The sequence below is a fragment of the Streptomyces sp. NPDC046335 genome, assembly GCF_055587985.1.
The window spans coordinates 282,502-298,314 of the sequence record NZ_JBVJFF010000003.1 but is presented as its reverse complement, the minus strand read 5'-3'; the positions used below and the strand labels follow the sequence as shown (position 1 = coordinate 298,314).

Below are 15,813 nucleotides of genomic sequence, written 5' to 3'. Positions count from 1 at the left end.
GAGGGAAACAAGGAGAACCCCCATGGTCCAGCAGAGCGCCCAGACCTCCCCGACCTCCCCGACCTCCCCGACCGAGCGGCAGACCTTCGTCGCGGGCACGGCGCCCGGAGCCGCGCCCCTCGTCGGGCACGCCTGGCAGATGATGCGCCGCCCGCTCCAGTTCATGTCGTCGCTGTCCCGCCACGGCGACCTGGTGAAGATACGCCTGGGCCCCACCGAGGCCCACGTACCGACCCATCCCGCCCTGCTCCGCCAGGTCCTGACCAGCGACAACGAGTACGACAAGGGCGGCATCTTCTACGACCGCGCCCGCGACATCGCGGGCAACGGCCTGGTCACCTGCCCCTACGCCGACCACCGGCGGCAGCGCAGGCTCATGCAGTCGGCCTTCACCCGCCCCCAGCTCAAGCGGTACGCCTCGGCGATGCACGCCGAGATCGAGACCACCGCCGAGCGCTGGAACGACGGCACGGTGGTCGACGCCTTCCCCGAGATGTACGGCATGGCCCTGCGCACCGTGGGCCGCACGCTGTACTCGACGCCGGTCAGCAAGGAGCTCGCCGACAGCGTGGAGCGCGCCTTCGACGCCGTGCTCAAGGGACTCTTCCGGCAGATGTTCCTGCCCGCGGTGGTGCGCAAGATGCCGAGCCCGGGCAACCGGCGCTACCGCGCCAACCTCGACTACCTGCACCGGACCACGCAGACGCTGATCGACGACTACCGCCGCGACGGCGCCGACCACGACGACCTGCTCTCCGCCCTCCTCGACTCGCGCGACGAGGACGGCGGCAGACTCGGCGACAGGGAGATCCACGACCAGGTCATCACCGTGATGGCGGCCGGCACGGAGACCGTCGCCGCCACCCTCACCTGGATCTTCTACCTGCTCTCCAAATACCCGCGGATCGAGGAACAGCTGTACGCGGAGATCGACGAGGTCCTCGAAGGCAGGGCCCCGGAGTTCGACGACGTCGCCCGGCTCCAGCTCACCGACCGCATCATCACCGAGACCCTGCGGCTCTACCCGCCCGCCTGGCTCTTCACCCGGCTGACCTCCACCGACCTCGACGTGGCCGGGCTGCGGCTGCCCGCGCAGAGCACCGTCGTCTTCAGCCCGGCGGCCGTGGCGCTCGACTCCGGGTCCTTCCCCGGGGAGCGCCGGTTCGACCCCGACCGCTGGCTGCCCGACCGGGTGACGCCGCAGGCCCGGCAGTCGTTCATGGCCTTCGGCACCGGCGCCCGCAAGTGCATCGGCGACCTCTACGCCCGCACCGAGGCCACCCTCGCGCTGGCCACCATCCTCAGCAAGTGGCGGGTCACCTGCGAACCCGGCGTCGACGTGCGCCCCGTCCCGCTGGCCACCGTCTACCAGCCGCGCACCCTGCGCCTGCGGCTGACCGCCCGTACTCCGGGGGCGTAGGGAGCGGCGGGGGCGGCGTGGCGGGGCGGGAGTGGTGCGTACGTCCATGGAGGGTTCGTACGTACAGTGACGGGCACCGCAGCGAGACAACGAGGAGCGTGCCATGCCCGACGACCCCGCACTCACGGGAGACCTCGCCGACCTCTACCGCGACCTGCACGCCCACCCCGAGCTGTCGTTCGAGGAGCACCGCACCGCCGCCGAGGCCGCCCGTCGCGCCGCCTCGTACGGCTACGAGGTCACGACCGGCGTGGGCCGCACCGGCGTCGTGGCCGTGCTGGCGAACGGCGAGGGCCCGGCCGTCCTGCTCCGCGCCGACATGGACGCGCTCCCGGTCGCCGAGGGCACCGGCCTCCCGTACGCCTCCCGCACCGCGGGCGTCATGCACGCCTGCGGCCACGACATGCACGTCACCTGCCTGCTCGGCGCGCTGAAGCTGCTCGCGGACCGCCGCGAGGAATGGTCGGGGCGGATCGTCGCGGTGTTCCAGCCCGCCGAGGAGGCGGGGCAGGGCGCGCAGGAGGTGATCGCCGACCGGTTCTACGAGCGGTTCGGCATCCCCGACGTCGTCCTCGGCCAGCACGTCGCCCCGCTGCCCGCCGGCATGATCGGCGCCCACGCGGGCCCCGCCTTCGCGGCCACCGACGCCCTGCGGGTGCGGATGTTCGGCAAGGGCGGCCACGGCTCACGCCCGGAGGCGACGATCGACCCGGTGGTGATGGCCGCGTCCACGGTGATGCGGCTCCAGACGGTGGTGTCCCGCGAGGTCGCGGGCGGCGAGACCGCCGTCGTCACCGTCGGCGCGCTGCGGGCGGGCACGAAGCACAACATCATCCCCGACGAGGCCGAGCTCCAGCTCAACATCCGTACGTACACCCCCGAGGTCCGCACCCGCGTCCTCGCCGCCGTCGAGCGGATCATCAAGGGCGAGGCGGCCACGGCCGGCGCGGAGCGGGAGCCCGAGATCACGGAGATCGACGCCTTCCCCGTCGTCGTCAACGACGCGCACGCCGTGGAGAAGACGATGGCCGCGGTCGGCGCCGTCATCGGGGCGGAGCAGATCATGGACCCCGGCCAGGTGACCGGCAGCGAGGACGTCGGCTGCTTCGCCACCTCCGCCGACCGTGAGATCCCGCTCTGCTACTGGCTGCTGGGCGGCGCGGACCCGGCGAAGGTCATGGCCGCGCGACAGGCGGGCACCTTCGAGCGGGACATCCCCTCCAACCACTCGCCGTTCTTCGCCCCGCTGATCGAACCGACGATCACCACCGGGGTCACGGCGCTGACGACGGCCGCCCTCGCCTGGCTGGACGGCCGTCGCGCGCACACCGGCTGAGGGCTCAGCCCTCGTCCTCCAGGTCGCCCTCGGTCTCCAGGTACGCCTGCCGCAGCGCTTCGAGCACCGCCGGGTCCGGCTTGGCCCACATGCCGCGCGACTCCGCCTCGAGGAGCCGCTCGGCGATGCCGTGCAGCGCCCAGGGGTTGGCCTCCTGGAGGAACTGCCGGTTGGTGGGGTCGAGGACGTACGTCTCGGTGAGCTTGTCGTACATCCAGTCGGCGACGACGCCCGTCGTGGCGTCGTAGCCGAACAGGTAGTCCACCGTCGCGGCGAGTTCGAAGGCGCCCTTGTAGCCGTGGCGGCGCATCGCCTCGATCCACTTCGGGTTGACGACGCGGGCGCGGAACACCCGCGAGGTCTCCTCGACCAGCGTGCGCGTGCGGACCGTCTCGGGGCGCGTGGAGTCCCCGATGTACGCCTCGGGGGCCGTGCCCCGCAGCGCGCGCACGGTCGCGACCATGCCGCCGTGGTACTGGAAGTAGTCGTCCGAGTCGGCGATGTCGTGCTCGCGCGTGTCGGTGTTCTTGGCCGCCACCGCGATGCGCTTGTACGCCGTCTCCATCTCGGCGCGCGCCGGGCGCCCTTCGAGCCCGCGGCCGTACGCGTAGCCGCCCCACACCGTGTACACCTCGGCGAGGTCCGCGTCCGTGCGCCAGTCGCGGGAGTCGATGAGCTGGAGCAGCCCCGCGCCGTACGTGCCGGGGCGCGAGCCGAAGATGCGGGTGGTGGCCCGGCGCTCGTCGCCGTGCTCGGCCAGGTCGGCCTGGGCGTGGGCGCGTACGTAGTTGTGCTCGTCGGGCTCGTCCAGCGAGGCCGCGAGGCGCACCGCGTCGTCGAGCAGGCCGATCGTGTGCGGGAACGCGTCACGGAAGAAGCCCGAGATGCGCAGCGTCACATCGATGCGCGGGCGGCCCAACTCCTCGTACGGGATGGCCTCAAGGCCGGTGACGCGGCGTGAGGCGTCGTCCCAGACGGGGCGGACGCCGAGCAGCGCCATGGCCTCGGCGACGTCGTCGCCCGCCGTGCGCATGGCACTCGTACCCCACAGGGAGAGGCCCACGGAGGTGGGGTAGTCGCCGTTGTCGTTCTTGTACCGCTCGATGAGCGAGTCGGCCAGGGCCTCGCCCGTCTCCCAGGCGAGCCGGGAGGGGACGGCCTTGGGGTCGACGGAGTAGAAGTTGCGGCCGGTCGGCAGGACGTTGACCAGGCCGCGCAGCGGGGAGCCCGAGGGGCCCGCGGGGACGAAGCCGCCGTTCAGGGCGTGCACGGAGTGGTCGAGCTCGGCGGTGGTGGCCGCCAGGCGCGGCACGACCTCGCGGGCCGCGAACTCCAGGATGGCCCTGACCTGCTCGCTCTGGTCGGCGGGGACGGCGGCCAGGTCCCAGTCCGCGTCGTCCATCGCCTGGACGAGGGCGCGGGCCTTCGCCTCGGCCTCGTCGGCGCTCACGCGGGTCGCGGCGGACTCGTCGAGGCCCAGCGCCTCGCGCAGGCCGGGCAGGGCCGAGGTGCCGCCCCAGATCTGGCGGGCGCGCAGGATCGCCAGGACGAGGTTGACGCGGGCCGCGCCCGCAGGGGCGGTGCCGAGCACGTGCAGACCGTCGCGGATCTGCATGTCCTTGATCTCGCAGAGCCAGCCGTCGACGTGCAGCAGGAAGTCGTCGAAGCCGTCGTCGTCCGGGCGGTCCTCAAGACCGAGGTCGTGGTCGAGCTTCGCCGCCTGGATGAGGGTCCAGATCTGCGCCCGGATCGCGGGCAGCTTCGCCGGGTCCATGGAGCTGATCTGCGCGTACTCGTCGAGGAGCTGCTCCAGGCGCGCGATGTCGCCGTAGGAGTCGGCGCGGTCCATCGGCGGGACCAGGTGGTCGATGAGCGTGGCGTGCACGCGGCGCTTGGCCTGCGTGCCCTCGCCCGGGTCGTTGACCAGGAACGGGTAGACGAGCGGCAGGTCGCCGAGCGCGGCGTCGGGGCCGCAGGCCGCCGAGAGGCCAGCGTTCTTGCCCGGCAGCCACTCCAGGTTGCCGTGCTTGCCGAGGTGCACCATCGCGTCGGCGCCGAACCCGCCGTCGTCGGCGGACGCGGCGATCCAGCGGTACGCGGCCAGGTAGTGGTGCGAGGGCGGCAGATCCGGGTCGTGGTAGATCGCGATCGGGTTCTGGCCGAAGCCGCGCGGCGGCTGGATGAGGATCAGCAGGTTCCCGCGGCGCAGGGCCGCGAGGACGATGTCGCCCTCGGGGTCACCGCCGTCGCCCACACGGGAGCGGTCCAGGAACATCTCGCCGGGCGGCGGCCCCCAGTGCTCCTCGACGGACTCCCGCAGCTCCTGCGGCAGCGTCGCGTACCAGCGCTTGTAGGCGGCGGCCGGGATGCGGACGGGGTTGGCGGCGAGCTGCTCGTCGGTGAGCCAGTCCTGGTCGTGGCCGCCCGCGTCGATCAGCGCGCGGATCAGCTCGTCGCCGTCACCGGAGACCAGGCCCGGGATGTCCTCCGTGGGCCCGAAGTCGTAGCCCTCGTCGATGAGCCTGCGCAGCAGCGCGACGGCGGACGCGGGGGTGTCCAGGCCCACCGCGTTGCCGATGCGGGAGTGCTTGGTCGGGTACGCGGAGAGCACCAGGGCCAGGCGCTTGTCGGCGGCCGGGATGTGCCTCAGGCGGGCGTGCCGCACGGCGATCCCGGCGACGCGGGCCGCGCGCTCCGCGTCGGCGACATAGGCGGGCAGGCCGTCCTCGTCGATCTCCTTGAACGAGAACGGCACGGTGATCAGCCGCCCGTCGAACTCCGGCACCGCGATCTGGCTTGCGGCGTCGAGCGGCGAGACGCCCTCGTCGTTCTCCTGCCAGGCCGAACGCGACCCGGTCAGGCAGAGCGCCTGGAGGATCGGCACGTCGAGGCCGGTCAGCGCGCCCGCGTCCCAGGACTCGTCGTCACCGCCGGCCGACGCCTCGGCGGGCTTGGTGCCGCCCGCCGCGAGGACCGTCGTCACGATGGCGTCCGCCGCGCGCAGCTCCTCGATCAGCTCCGGCTCCGGGGCGCGCAGCGAGGCCACGTACAGCGGCAGCGGGCGGGCGCCCGCGTCCTCGATCGCGCCGCACAGGGCGTCCACGAACGCGGTGTTGCCGCTCATGTGGTGGGCGCGGTAGTAGAGCAGCGCCACGGTCGGGCCTTCGACGTCACGCGCGGCGCGCTCCAGCGGGCCCCAGGACGGCGCGGGCGCGGGCGGCTCGAAGCCGTGGCCGGTGAGCAGCACGGTGTCGGAGAGGAAGCGGGCGAGCTGCTCCAGGTTGGCGGGGCCGCCGTGCGCGAGGTAGGCGTGCGCCTCGGCGGCGATGCCGACCGGCACCGTGGAGGAGGCCATGAGCTGGGCGTCGGGCGCCTGCTCACCGGTGAGCACGACCACCGGCAGACCGCTGGCGGTGAGCTGGTCAAGGCCGTCCTGCCAGGCACGGACGCCGCCGAGGAGGCGTACGACGACCAGGTCGGCGCCGTCGAGAAGGGAGGGCAGCTCGGCGAGGTCCAGGCGGGAGGGGTTGGCGAACCGGTAGTCGACCGGACCCCCCGCCGCGCGGGCGCTGAGCAGATCGGTGTCGGAGGTCGACAGCAGCAGAAGCATGCGGGCGCAGGCCTTCCTCGGGGTGTCCGCGCCCCGGGTGGTCGTATGGACGGCAGGAGTTCCTGGCTCACCCCACGTGGGTGGGGCTCACAGTGGCGGGACCGCGCCGGATTCGCACCGGGCTTCCTCCTTCGGGCCCCTGTCGGGCCCACGCCGTCGCTGGCGTCGGCGGACCTGGCGGACCGCCGTCTGCATAGTAAGTCCTGCCCGCGCCGGAGCGGGCGCCCGCCCGCCCCGAAGGCCCTCGTCGGGAGGCGACCGCCCGCAGGCGCGTGGGTATGCTCGCCGCCATGCCGCCCACCCGAGCAACCTCCACGAACAAGGGCGAATCCCTCATACGTGACCGGGGCGACGCCTGTCCCGGAGCCCTGCGCCCGCACCTCGCCGACGACGGTGCGCTGGTCCGACTCCGGCTGCCCGCAGGGCTTCTGACCGGCCGTCAGGCGCTGGTCCTTGCCGACGCGGCGGAGCGCCTGGCGGACGGCCGGCTCAGCGTCACCTCGCGCGGCAACGTCGAGCTGCGCGGCCTCGCCGAAGACTGCGGCTCCACCCTGGCCGCGCCGCTCGCGGACGCCGGCCTGCTGCCCTCCGCGCGCCATGAACGCGTACGGAACATCGTGGCCTCCCCGCTCGCCGGAATCGACGAGAACGGCCTCGCGGACGTGCAGTTGTGGGCCCGTGAGCTGGACGGGCTCCTCTGCGCCGAGGAGTGGACCACCGCGCTGTCCGGCCGCTTCCTGTTCGCCCTCGACGACGGTCGCGGAGACATGGCGGGGCTCGGCGGCGATGTGACCTTGATCGCAGAATCGGGCGGGACGGCGGTCGCGCGGGTCGGGGCCCTGGCGGTGCGGGTGGCCGCCGCGGACGCCCCGCGCGCCGCCCTCGCCGCGGCCGGGGCGTTCCTCGCCGCGGCGCGCGAGGCGGGCAACGGGGCCTGGCGGGTACGGGAACTGCCTCCCGGCCGCGACGCGGGGGTGGCCGAGGCGCTGAGGCGGGCGTCGATCCCGGCGGTGCCGGTGACCGGGGCGGAGGCGGAGGAGCCGCTCGTGGCGGTTCCGCCGCTGCCCGGGGTCATCGGCCGCGCCGTCGCCGTCAACGCCCCGCTCGGCCGGGTCACCGCCGCCCAGTGGCGGGCCCTTCTGCCGCTGCCCGCCGACGAACTGCGGGTTACCCCGTGGCGCGGCTTCGTCCTCCCCGGCTTCGCCGACGCGACGGCGGCCCGCGACCGCCTGGCCGCACTGGCCGACGCCGGGTTCATCACCGACCCCGCGTCGCCCTGGCTCGGCGTCGGCGCCTGCACCGGACGCCCCGGCTGCGCCAAGTCCCTCGCCGACGTCCGCGCGGACGCCGTGCCGGCCCCCGGCGGCCTGCCCGTCCACTGGTCGGGCTGCGAGCGCCGCTGCGGACACCCGCGCGGTGACTGGGTCGACGTACTCGCCACCGGCGAAGGGCGGTACGAGGTGACGGCCCGCACCGGCGGCACGGCGGCCCCCGTGACCGGCACCACCCTCACCGAGGCGGTCACCACGGCACGTACGGCACAGGCACGTACGCGTACGACATCGGCAACCACAACAACGGCCACGAAATGAGCGAGAGCACAGTGTTCGACTACGAGAAGGACGGCGCGGCGATCTACCGCGAGTCCTTTGCCACCATCCGCGCGGAGGCGGACCTCGCGGGTCTGCCCGCCGACGTCAGCCAGGTCGCGGTGCGGATGATCCACGCCTGCGGCATGGTCGACCTCGTCCGCGACCTCGCCTTCAGCCCCAGCGTGGTCGCCGACGCCCGCAAGGCGCTGCGCGACGGCGCCCCGATCCTGTGCGACGCGAACATGGTCGCGAGCGGCGTCACGCGCAAGCGGCTCCCGGCAGGCAACGAGGTGGTCTGCACCCTCACCGACCCGTCCGTGCCCGACCTCGCCGCGCGGCTCGGCACCACCCGCAGCGCCGCCGCCCTGGAACTCTGGCGCGACCGCCTCGAAGGCTCCGTCGTCGCCATCGGCAACGCGCCCACCGCGCTCTTCCGCCTCCTGGAGATGATCGAGGCGGGCGCGCCGCGCCCGGCCGCCGTGCTCGGTATACCGGTCGGCTTCGTCGGCGCCGCCGAGTCCAAGAACGCGCTCGCCGAGCACACCTCGGGCCTTGAGTACCTGGTCGTACGGGGACGTCGCGGCGGCAGCGCGATGGCCGCGGCGGCGATCAACGCGATTGCGAGCGAGGCGGAGTGAACACCGAGACCACTGATCCGGGGAAGCTGTACGGGGTCGGGCTCGGCCCCGGCGACCCCTCCCTGATGACCGTACGGGCCGTCGAGGTCATCGCCGCCGCCGACGTCGTCGCGTACCACTCCGCGCGGCACGGCCGTTCCATCGCCCGCTCCATCGCGGCGAAGCACCTGCGGGACGACCACATCGAGGAGCCGCTGGTCTACCCCGTCACCACGGAGACCACCGACCACCCCGGCGGCTACCGCGGTGCCCTCGACGAGTTCTACGAGGCCGCCGCCGCACGCCTCGCCGAGCACCTGGACGCCGGGCGCACGGTCGCCGTACTCGCCGAGGGCGACCCGCTCTTCTACGGCTCCTACCAGCACATGCACAAGCGCCTGGCCCACCGCTACGAGACCGAGGTCATCCCCGGCGTCACCTCGGTGAGCGCGGCGGCGGCCCGGCTCGGCGAACCCCTGGTGGAGGCCGAGGAGATCCTCACGATCCTGCCCGGCACCCTCCCCGAGGAGGAGCTCGCCGCGCGGCTCGCGGCGACGGACTCGGCGGTCGTCATGAAGCTCGGCCGCACCTTCGGCAAGGTGCGCGGCGCCCTGGAGCGCGTGGGCCGCCTGGACGAGGCCCGTTACGTGGAGCGCGCCACCATGGAGGGCGAGCGCACCGGACGCCTCGCCGATGTGGACCCGGAGTCGGTGCCGTACTTCTCCGTGGCCGTGCTGCCGAGCCGGGTGGCCCCGCTGACCGGCGGCCCCGCGCCGGAGCCGGCCGCGGACGCCCGCGGCGAGGTCGTCGTGGTCGGCACCGGGCCCGCGGGACCGCTCTGGCTGACCCCCGAGACGCGCGGCGCGCTCGCCGCCGCCGACGACCTGGTCGGCTACACCACCTACGTGGACCGCGTGCCCCACCGCCCGGGTCAGCGGCGGCACGGCTCCGACAACCGCGTGGAGTCCGAGCGCGCCGAGTTCGCCCTCGAACTGGCGCGGCGCGGGCGGCGCGTGGCCGTCGTCTCGGGCGGCGACCCGGGCGTCTTCGCCATGGCCACGGCTGTCCTGGAGGCCGCCTCGCAGGACGCGTACGCGGACCTTCCTGTGCGGGTGCTGCCGGGGGTGACCGCCGCCAACGCGGCCGCCGCCCGCGTGGGCGCCCCCCTCGGCCACGACTACGCCACCATCTCGCTCTCCGACCGCCTCAAGCCGTGGGAGGTCATCGCCTCGCGCCTGGCCGCCGCGGCCTCCGCCGACCTCGTCCTCGCCCTCTACAACCCCGGCTCACGCAGCCGCACCTGGCAGGTGGGCAAGGCACGGGAGCTGCTGCTCGAACACCGGGCGCCCGATACTCCCGTGGTGCTCGGGCGTGACATCGGCGGTCCCGAGGAGAGCGCACGGGTGGTGCGGCTCGCGGACCTCGACCCGGCCGAGGTCGACATGCGCACGCTGTTGATCGTGGGCTCCTCGCAGACGCGGTGGACGCGGCGGTCCGGCGGCGACCAGATCGTCTGGACACCGCGCAGGTACCCGGAGGGCGGGGACGGGAGCTAGACGAGGGAGGGGACAGCAGCTAGGCGCGCCGTCGCAACCAGGCGGCCGCTTCCTCCGGAGTCGCCGCCACCGGTACGCCCTCGGGCGTCGGCGGGCGCCGCACGACCACCACCGGCACCCGCGCCTCGCGCGCGGCGGCCAGCTTCGGGGCCGTCGCCGCGCCGCCGCTGTCCTTCGTCACGAGCACGTCGATCCGATGCCGCCGCAGCAGTTCACGCTCGCCCTCCAGCGTGAACGGGCCCCTGTCGAGGAGCACCTCCATCCGCTCGGGGAACGGCGGCTCCGGCGCGTCCACGGACCGCACGAGGAACCGGAGCGCGTCCAGCTCGGGCCGGGCGAAGGCGGCGAGCCCCATCCGCCCGGTGGTGAGAAAGACGCGCTCACCCAGGGCCGGAAGGGCCTGTGCGGCCTGCTCCAGGCAGCCCACCGGATGCCAGTCGTCGCCCGGGGACGCCACCCAGCCGGGCCTGCGCAGGGCGAGCAGGGGAACATGGGCCGAGGCGGCGGCCGTCGCCGCGTTGAACGAGATCGTCCCGGCGAAAGGATGGGTGGCGTCGATGAGCACGTCCACGCGGTGCTCGCGCAGCCAGGCCGCGAGCCCCTCGGCCCCGCCGAAGCCGCCGACGCGGACCTCGCCGGGCGGCAGCCGGGGTGCCGCGACGCGCCCGGCGAGGGAACTGGTGACCCGAGGCCCCGCCTCGGACGCCTCTCCCGCCTCGTACGCTTCTCCCGCCTCGCCCACGAGAAGCTCGGCCAGGCGGCGGCCCTCGGTCGTTCCCCCAAGAATCAATACGTGCACGGAGTCCGGTTTCCTTCATGAGTGAGGCAAAGGGCGGGCGCAGCGCCCAACTCAAGCACACCGGTCTGCGGCCCGGCTGGACGACCGGCGCCTGTGCGACGGCGGCGACCACGGCCGCGTACACGGCGCTGCTGACCGGCGACTTCCCCGACCCGGTGACCATCACGCTGCCCAAGGGCCAGACGCCCGCCTTCGCGCTCGCCGCGGAGGAGCGCGGGGACGCGTACGCCATGGCGGGCATCGTCAAGGACGCGGGCGACGACCCCGACGTCACGCACGGCGCGCTGGTGCGGTCCACGGTGCGGCGGCTGCCGCCGGGCTCGGGCGTCGTGTTCAGGGCGGGCGCGGGCGTCGGCACGGTCACCCGCCCCGGCCTGCCCCTGGACGTGGGCGAACCGGCGATCAACCCGGTGCCCCGGCAGTTGATGCGGGACCACGTGGCGCGGGTGGCTGCGAGCGCGGGCACGGCCCCGGACGTGGAGATCACCGTCTCCGTCGACCACGGCGAGGAGATCGCCCGCTCCACGTGGAACCCGCGGCTCGGCATCCTCGGCGGCCTGTCGATCCTCGGCACCACCGGCATCGTCGTGCCCTACTCCTGCTCGGCGTGGATCGACTCCATCCGCCGCGGCGTCGACGTGGCGCGGGCGGCTGGGCGCACGCATGTGGCGGGCTGCACCGGTTCGACCTCGGAGAAGACGGTCGTGGCGGAGTACGGCCTCCCCGAGGAAGCCCTCCTCGACATGGGCGACTTCGCGGGAGCGGTCCTGAAGTACATACGCCGCCACCCCGTGGCCCGCCTCACCATCTGCGGCGGCTTCGCCAAGCTCTCCAAGCTGGCGGCGGGCCACCTGGACCTCCACTCGGGCCGCTCCCAGGTCGACAAGGGCTTCCTGGCGGACCTGGCGACACGCGGCGGCGCCTCCGAAGCCCTGGCAGGCCGGATCGCCGCGGCCAACACGGGCCTGGAGGCCCTGCGCCTGTGCGAGGCGGCGGGCGTCCCGCTGGGCGACCTGGTGGCGACCACGGCCCGCGACGAGGCCCTGGCGGTCCTGCGCGGCGCCCCGGTCGAGGTCGACGTCATCTGCATCGACAGAGCGGGCACGGTGGTGGGCCGAAGCACCCCGTGAGCGCTCAGCAGACGTGCCGGTCCCGTTCCGGGGAGTACAGGTGACTGTCGCGGAACTGTGAGGCGCCGAGTGTGCGGCCCACCATGATGACGGCGGTGCGGACGATGCCCGCGGACTTCACCTGGTCCGCGATGTCGCCGAGGGAGCCCCGCAGGATCACCTCGTCGGGCCGGCTGGCCAGGGCGACCACGGCCGCCGGGCACTCGGCGCCGTAGTGGGGCAGCAGCTCCTCGACGACCCGGTCCACGTAGCCCGCGGCGAGGTGCAGCACCAGCAGCGCGCCACTGCGGCCAAGCGTGGCCAGGTCCTCGCCCTCCGGCATGGCCGTGGCCCGCTGGGCGACGCGCGTGAGGATCACCGTCTGGCCGACGGTCGGCACCGTCAGCTCCCGCTTCAGGGCGGCCGCTGCCGCGGCGAACGCGGGAACACCCGGCACCACCTCGTACGGCACCCCCGCCGCGTCGAGCCGCCGCATCTGCTCGGCGACCGCGCTGAACACGGACGGGTCGCCCGAGTGCAGCCGCGCCACGTCGAGTCCCGCCTCGTGCGCACCCACCAGCTCGGCGGTGATCCGGTCCAGGTCGAGCTGCGCGGTGTCCACCAGACGCGCGCCCTCGGGGCACTCGGCGAGCAGCTCGCGCGGCACCAGGGAGCCCGCGTACAGGCAGACCTGGCAGGCCGCGAGCGTCCGGGCGCCGCGCACCGTGATCAGGTCGGCGGCACCGGGGCCCGCGCCGATGAAGTACACGGTCATCGTTGTTGTTCTCCAGACATTCCGGACTTGGTGACAGGCCGCTTGGTGACGGACCACTGGGTGACCGGCATGGCCTGGCGCCACCCGGTGAAGCCGCCGACGGGGACGGCCTGCGCGACGGCGAGCCGCACCAGTTCGCCGCCGTGACGCCGGTAGCGGTCGGCGAGCAGGGCCTCCGACTCCAGCGTGACGGTGTTGGCGACGAGGCGTCCGCCGGCCGGCAGCGCCGCCCAGCAGGCGTCGAGCAGGCCCGGTGCGGTGAGGCCGCCGCCGATGAACACGGCGTCGGGGACGGGAAGCCCGGCGAGCGCGGCGGGGGCCGCACCGGTGACCACGCGCAGCGCGGGGACGCCGAGCCGCTCGGCGTTGCGTCCGATCCGCTCGGCGCGCACGGTGTTCTTCTCGACGGTGACCGCACGGCAGGAGGGGTGCGCCCGCATCCACTCCACCGCGATCGACCCCGAGCCGCCGCCCACGTCCCACAGGAGTTCGCCGGGGGCGGGCGCGAGGGCCGCGAGGGTGGCGGCGCGGACATACCGCTTGGTGAGCTGCCCGTCACTCTCGTACGCCGCGTCGGGCAGCCCCGGCACGGCACCGAGCCGCAACGCCTCTGGGCTGCGGCCGCACTCGACCGCGAGGATGTTCAGCGGGGCGCCGGGCGGATGTGACCAGGCATCGGCCGTGTCCTCGTACGACTTCTCGCGCTCGGAGCCCAGCTGCTCCAGTACGCGCAGCCTGCTCGGGCCGAAGCCGCGGTCGCGCAGCAGGGCGGCCACCTCGGCCGGCGTTCCTGCGTCCGCGCTGAGGACGAGCAGCCGCCGCCCGTCGTGCAGCGCGGCGGCCAGGCGCGCGGCCGGGCGTCCGACGACCGTGACGACCTCCGTGTCCTCGACCGGCCAGCCCAGGCGCGCGCAGGCGAGGGAGACGGAGGAGGGGTGGGGCAGGACGCGCAGGGCCCCGGGGCCCAGCTCCTCGGTCAGGGCGCGCCCGATGCCGTAGAACATGGGGTCGCCGCTGGCCAGGACGGCGATCCGGCGCCCCGCGTGGGCGGCGAGCACGGCCGGCACCGCGGGGCGCAGCGGCGAGGGCCAGGCGACGCGTTCGCCGGGGCAGTGGGAGAGGGGCAGCAGGCCGAGCTGGCGCGGGCCGCCGATCAGGACCTCGGCGTCGGCCAGCGCCGCGCGCGACGCCGCGGAGAGGCCGTCCCAGCCGTCGGCCCCGAGCCCGACGACGGTGACGGCCGGTATGCCTTCGGGGGAGGCGGGAGGTGCGGGGCTCAACTCTGATACCTCGGGGTTCGGGAGGGGACTGCGCGACCGCACTCTACTGCTGACCAGGCCCGGCGCCCTTATCGCACCTGGCGTGCGACAAGCCGTACGGGATGTTCGCGGCGGGTCATTCGTGTCGGTGTTGGGCTGAACGGGTGACTTGGCGTAAGAATTGGCCGGTGCAGATTTCACGTGCGAGCCAGGACGGGGTGGGCCAGTGAGTAACAGTCAGCGCCACGACGTCACCGATGAACAGTGGGAAGGGCTCGCCCAGGTCGTACCTCTGCGCAGCCGCAATGAATGGCCCTCGTGGCCCGGGCACCGTGCGATGCCCGAGGCCGAGACCGAGACGCGGCGGCGCTTCGTGGTGATGCGGGTGAACGTCTTCTCGGACGCCCGCGAGGTGGCCGAGACGGTCATGGCGCAGATCCCGGTCCTCCTCGACCTGACCGGAGCCGAGACGGAAGTGGCCAAGCGCGTACTGGACTTCAGCAGCGGCGTGGTCCTCGGCCTCGGCTGCGGCATGCACCGGGTCGACAAGAACGTCTTCCTCCTGGCGCCGCCCGGCACGGAGGTGCAAGGGCTGGTGGAAGCGGTCTCCCAGTCCTGAAGCTCTGAGCTTCTTGAGCTTCCTGGGCTTCCTGGGCGGTGCTATCCGCGGCGCGGCTGGTTGAAGCGCAGCATGTTGCCGGCCGGGTCGCGGAAAGCGCAGTCACGGACGCCGTAGGGCTGGTCGACCGGCTCCTGGAGCACCTCGCCGCCCGCGGCCCTGACGCGCTCGAAGGTGCCGTCCACGTCGTCGGTGGAGAAGATCACACCGCGCAGCAGGCCCTTGGCGAGAAGCTCCGCCATGACCTGCTTGTCGGCGGGCGACGTGGCCGGGTCGGCGGCCGGCGGTTCGAGCACGATCTCCACGCCCGGCTGCGTGGGCGAGCCGACGGTCACCCATCGAAGCCCTTCGTACGAGACGTCGTTGCGCACCTCCAGGCCGAGGGCGTCACGGTAGAACGAGATGGCCTTGTCATGGTCGTCGACGGCGATGAAACACTGCGAGAGCTTGATGTCCATGCCCTAGAAACTACGGGCGGCCCGGGGCTTTCGCTTCTCCATTCCTGACCGGTCTCAGAAGGAACTTCGCCACGCACGCGGGGATGGGCTCACCCGGCTCGTGCGACCGGGCCCGGTAGGCGCTCGGGCTCTCGCCCACCAGCTCGGTGAAGCGTGTGCTGAACGACCCGAGCGACGTACACCCGACCTCGAAACAGACGTCCGTCACGCTGAGATCACCCCGCCGCAGCAGCGCCTTGGCGCGCTCGATGCGACGGGTCATGAGATAGCTGTACGGGGTCTCTCCGTAGGCGGCCCTGAAGCTGCGCGAGAAGTGGCCGGGTGACATGAGGGCCACGCGCGCGAGGGCGGGGACGTCCAGAGGCTGGGCATAGTCGCGGTCCATCACGTCCCGGGCGCGGCGCAACTGTCTGAGGTCCTCCAGATTCACCCGCCCAGGATCGCACGGCGGTGCGTCACCGGGGCGCCGCCTTAAACCTCTGGCCGTCCCGCGCGCGGGATCTTCGCCGCTAATGCCCCGATCGTAGGAAGGCCGGACGGGCGGAACGGTTCGCCGGACCGGCCGCCGCCTACCTTCCGGACATGACGGTGCTCACATGACGCGCTCCCGTGACGGTGCTCACTTGACGCGCTCCCATGACGGTGGCCACTCGACGTCCACAC

13 protein-coding genes and 1 riboswitch are annotated in these 15,813 nt (G+C 73.6%); of the genes, 7 read left to right on the top strand and 6 right to left on the bottom strand.

The genetic code is table 11. The features are described from left to right. The first annotated feature begins 22 nt into the window (after positions 1–22). The gene (gene ptlI / locus ACZ6JY_RS08200; RefSeq protein WP_469193463.1) at positions 23–1,420 is read left to right on the top strand and encodes a pentalenene oxygenase; all 1,398 of its coding nucleotides are present in this window, start codon (positions 23–25) and stop codon (positions 1,418–1,420) included. A gap of 103 nt (positions 1,421–1,523) precedes the next feature. Beyond that, the gene (locus tag ACZ6JY_RS08195; protein WP_469193461.1) at positions 1,524–2,756 is read left to right on the top strand and encodes an amidohydrolase; all 1,233 of its coding nucleotides are present in this window, start codon (positions 1,524–1,526) and stop codon (positions 2,754–2,756) included. Between the two features lie 4 nt (positions 2,757–2,760). On the opposite strand, the gene cobN is transcribed toward ACZ6JY_RS08195, so the two are convergent. Next, complete coding sequence (cobN, locus tag ACZ6JY_RS08190) at positions 2,761–6,366, bottom strand: cobaltochelatase subunit CobN (protein ID WP_469193459.1); 3,606 nt, start codon at positions 6,364–6,366, stop codon at positions 2,761–2,763. Positions 6,367–6,409: 43 nt separating this feature from the next. Beyond that, positions 6,410–6,530: riboswitch (cobalamin riboswitch) on the bottom strand. Positions 6,531–6,644: 114 nt separating this feature from the next. On the opposite strand from cobN, the gene cobG reads away from it, so the two are divergent. From cobG to ACZ6JY_RS08175, 3 genes are read left to right on the top strand one after another with little or no spacing between them, the layout of a single operon-like run. Beyond that, entirely contained in the window at positions 6,645–7,958 is a 1,314-nt protein-coding gene (cobG, locus tag ACZ6JY_RS08185; protein WP_469193457.1) for a precorrin-3B synthase, read from the top strand. An 11-nt stretch (positions 7,959–7,969) separates the two neighbouring features. After that, positions 7,970–8,596 carry a precorrin-8X methylmutase gene (locus ACZ6JY_RS08180; RefSeq protein ID WP_469193917.1) on the top strand — a complete coding sequence of 209 codons (627 nt, stop codon included), beginning with the start codon at positions 7,970–7,972 and terminating at the stop codon, positions 8,594–8,596. Beyond that, positions 8,593–10,131, top strand: a complete 1,539-nt coding sequence (locus ACZ6JY_RS08175) for a precorrin-2 C(20)-methyltransferase (protein WP_469193455.1) — start codon at positions 8,593–8,595, stop codon at positions 10,129–10,131. Before ACZ6JY_RS08180 ends, ACZ6JY_RS08175 begins: the two co-directional genes overlap by 4 nt. 19 nt (positions 10,132–10,150) lie before the next feature. Here ACZ6JY_RS08175 and ACZ6JY_RS08170 read toward each other — a convergent pair whose 3' ends face one another. Continuing rightward, complete coding sequence (locus tag ACZ6JY_RS08170; RefSeq protein WP_469193453.1) at positions 10,151–10,930, bottom strand: cobalt-precorrin-6A reductase; 780 nt, start codon at positions 10,928–10,930, stop codon at positions 10,151–10,153. A 17-nt stretch (positions 10,931–10,947) separates the two neighbouring features. Between ACZ6JY_RS08170 and ACZ6JY_RS08165 the strand changes: the two genes are divergently transcribed. Further along, the gene (locus ACZ6JY_RS08165; protein WP_469193451.1) at positions 10,948–12,060 is read left to right on the top strand and encodes a cobalt-precorrin-5B (C(1))-methyltransferase; all 1,113 of its coding nucleotides are present in this window, start codon (positions 10,948–10,950) and stop codon (positions 12,058–12,060) included. 4 nt (positions 12,061–12,064) lie between these two features. Here the strand turns inward: ACZ6JY_RS08165 and cobM are convergent, their stop codons facing one another. Continuing rightward, entirely contained in the window at positions 12,065–12,814 is a 750-nt protein-coding gene (gene cobM / locus ACZ6JY_RS08160) for a precorrin-4 C(11)-methyltransferase (RefSeq protein WP_469193449.1), read from the bottom strand. Further along, positions 12,811–14,094, bottom strand: a complete 1,284-nt coding sequence (cbiE, locus tag ACZ6JY_RS08155) for a precorrin-6y C5,15-methyltransferase (decarboxylating) subunit CbiE (RefSeq protein WP_469193447.1) — start codon at positions 14,092–14,094, stop codon at positions 12,811–12,813. Before cbiE ends, cobM begins: the two co-directional genes overlap by 4 nt. A 205-nt stretch (positions 14,095–14,299) precedes the next feature. Between cbiE and ACZ6JY_RS08150 the strand changes: the two genes are divergently transcribed. Beyond that, complete coding sequence (locus tag ACZ6JY_RS08150) at positions 14,300–14,692, top strand: cell division protein SepF (protein WP_469193445.1); 393 nt, start codon at positions 14,300–14,302, stop codon at positions 14,690–14,692. A 41-nt stretch (positions 14,693–14,733) separates the two neighbouring features. Here the strand turns inward: ACZ6JY_RS08150 and ACZ6JY_RS08145 are convergent, their stop codons facing one another. Both ACZ6JY_RS08145 and ACZ6JY_RS08140 read right to left on the bottom strand, forming a co-directional pair. Further along, a complete protein-coding gene (locus ACZ6JY_RS08145; protein WP_469193444.1) occupies positions 14,734–15,150 on the bottom strand; it encodes a VOC family protein in 417 nt (138 codons plus the stop codon). A gap of 10 nt (positions 15,151–15,160) precedes the next feature. Next, positions 15,161–15,580: a helix-turn-helix transcriptional regulator gene (locus ACZ6JY_RS08140; RefSeq protein ID WP_469193442.1), complete on the bottom strand. Its 420-nt coding sequence runs from the start codon at positions 15,578–15,580 to the stop codon at positions 15,161–15,163. Positions 15,581–15,813: the final 233 nt, after the last annotated feature.

Coding starts and splice junctions, on each gene's coding strand:
- ACZ6JY_RS08165 (WP_469193451.1), top strand. CDS start 10,948: ATGAGTGAGGCAAAGGGCGGGCGCAGCGCCCAACTCAAGCACACCGGT.
- ACZ6JY_RS08195 (WP_469193461.1), top strand. CDS start 1,524: ATGCCCGACGACCCCGCACTCACGGGAGACCTCGCCGACCTCTACCGC.
- cobM (WP_469193449.1), bottom strand. CDS start 12,814: ATGACCGTGTACTTCATCGGCGCGGGCCCCGGTGCCGCCGACCTGATC.
- cobN (WP_469193459.1), bottom strand. CDS start 6,366: ATGCTTCTGCTGCTGTCGACCTCCGACACCGATCTGCTCAGCGCCCGC.
- cobG (WP_469193457.1), top strand. CDS start 6,645: ATGCTCGCCGCCATGCCGCCCACCCGAGCAACCTCCACGAACAAGGGC.
- ACZ6JY_RS08145 (WP_469193444.1), bottom strand. CDS start 15,150: ATGGACATCAAGCTCTCGCAGTGTTTCATCGCCGTCGACGACCATGAC.
- ptlI (WP_469193463.1), top strand. CDS start 23: ATGGTCCAGCAGAGCGCCCAGACCTCCCCGACCTCCCCGACCTCCCCG.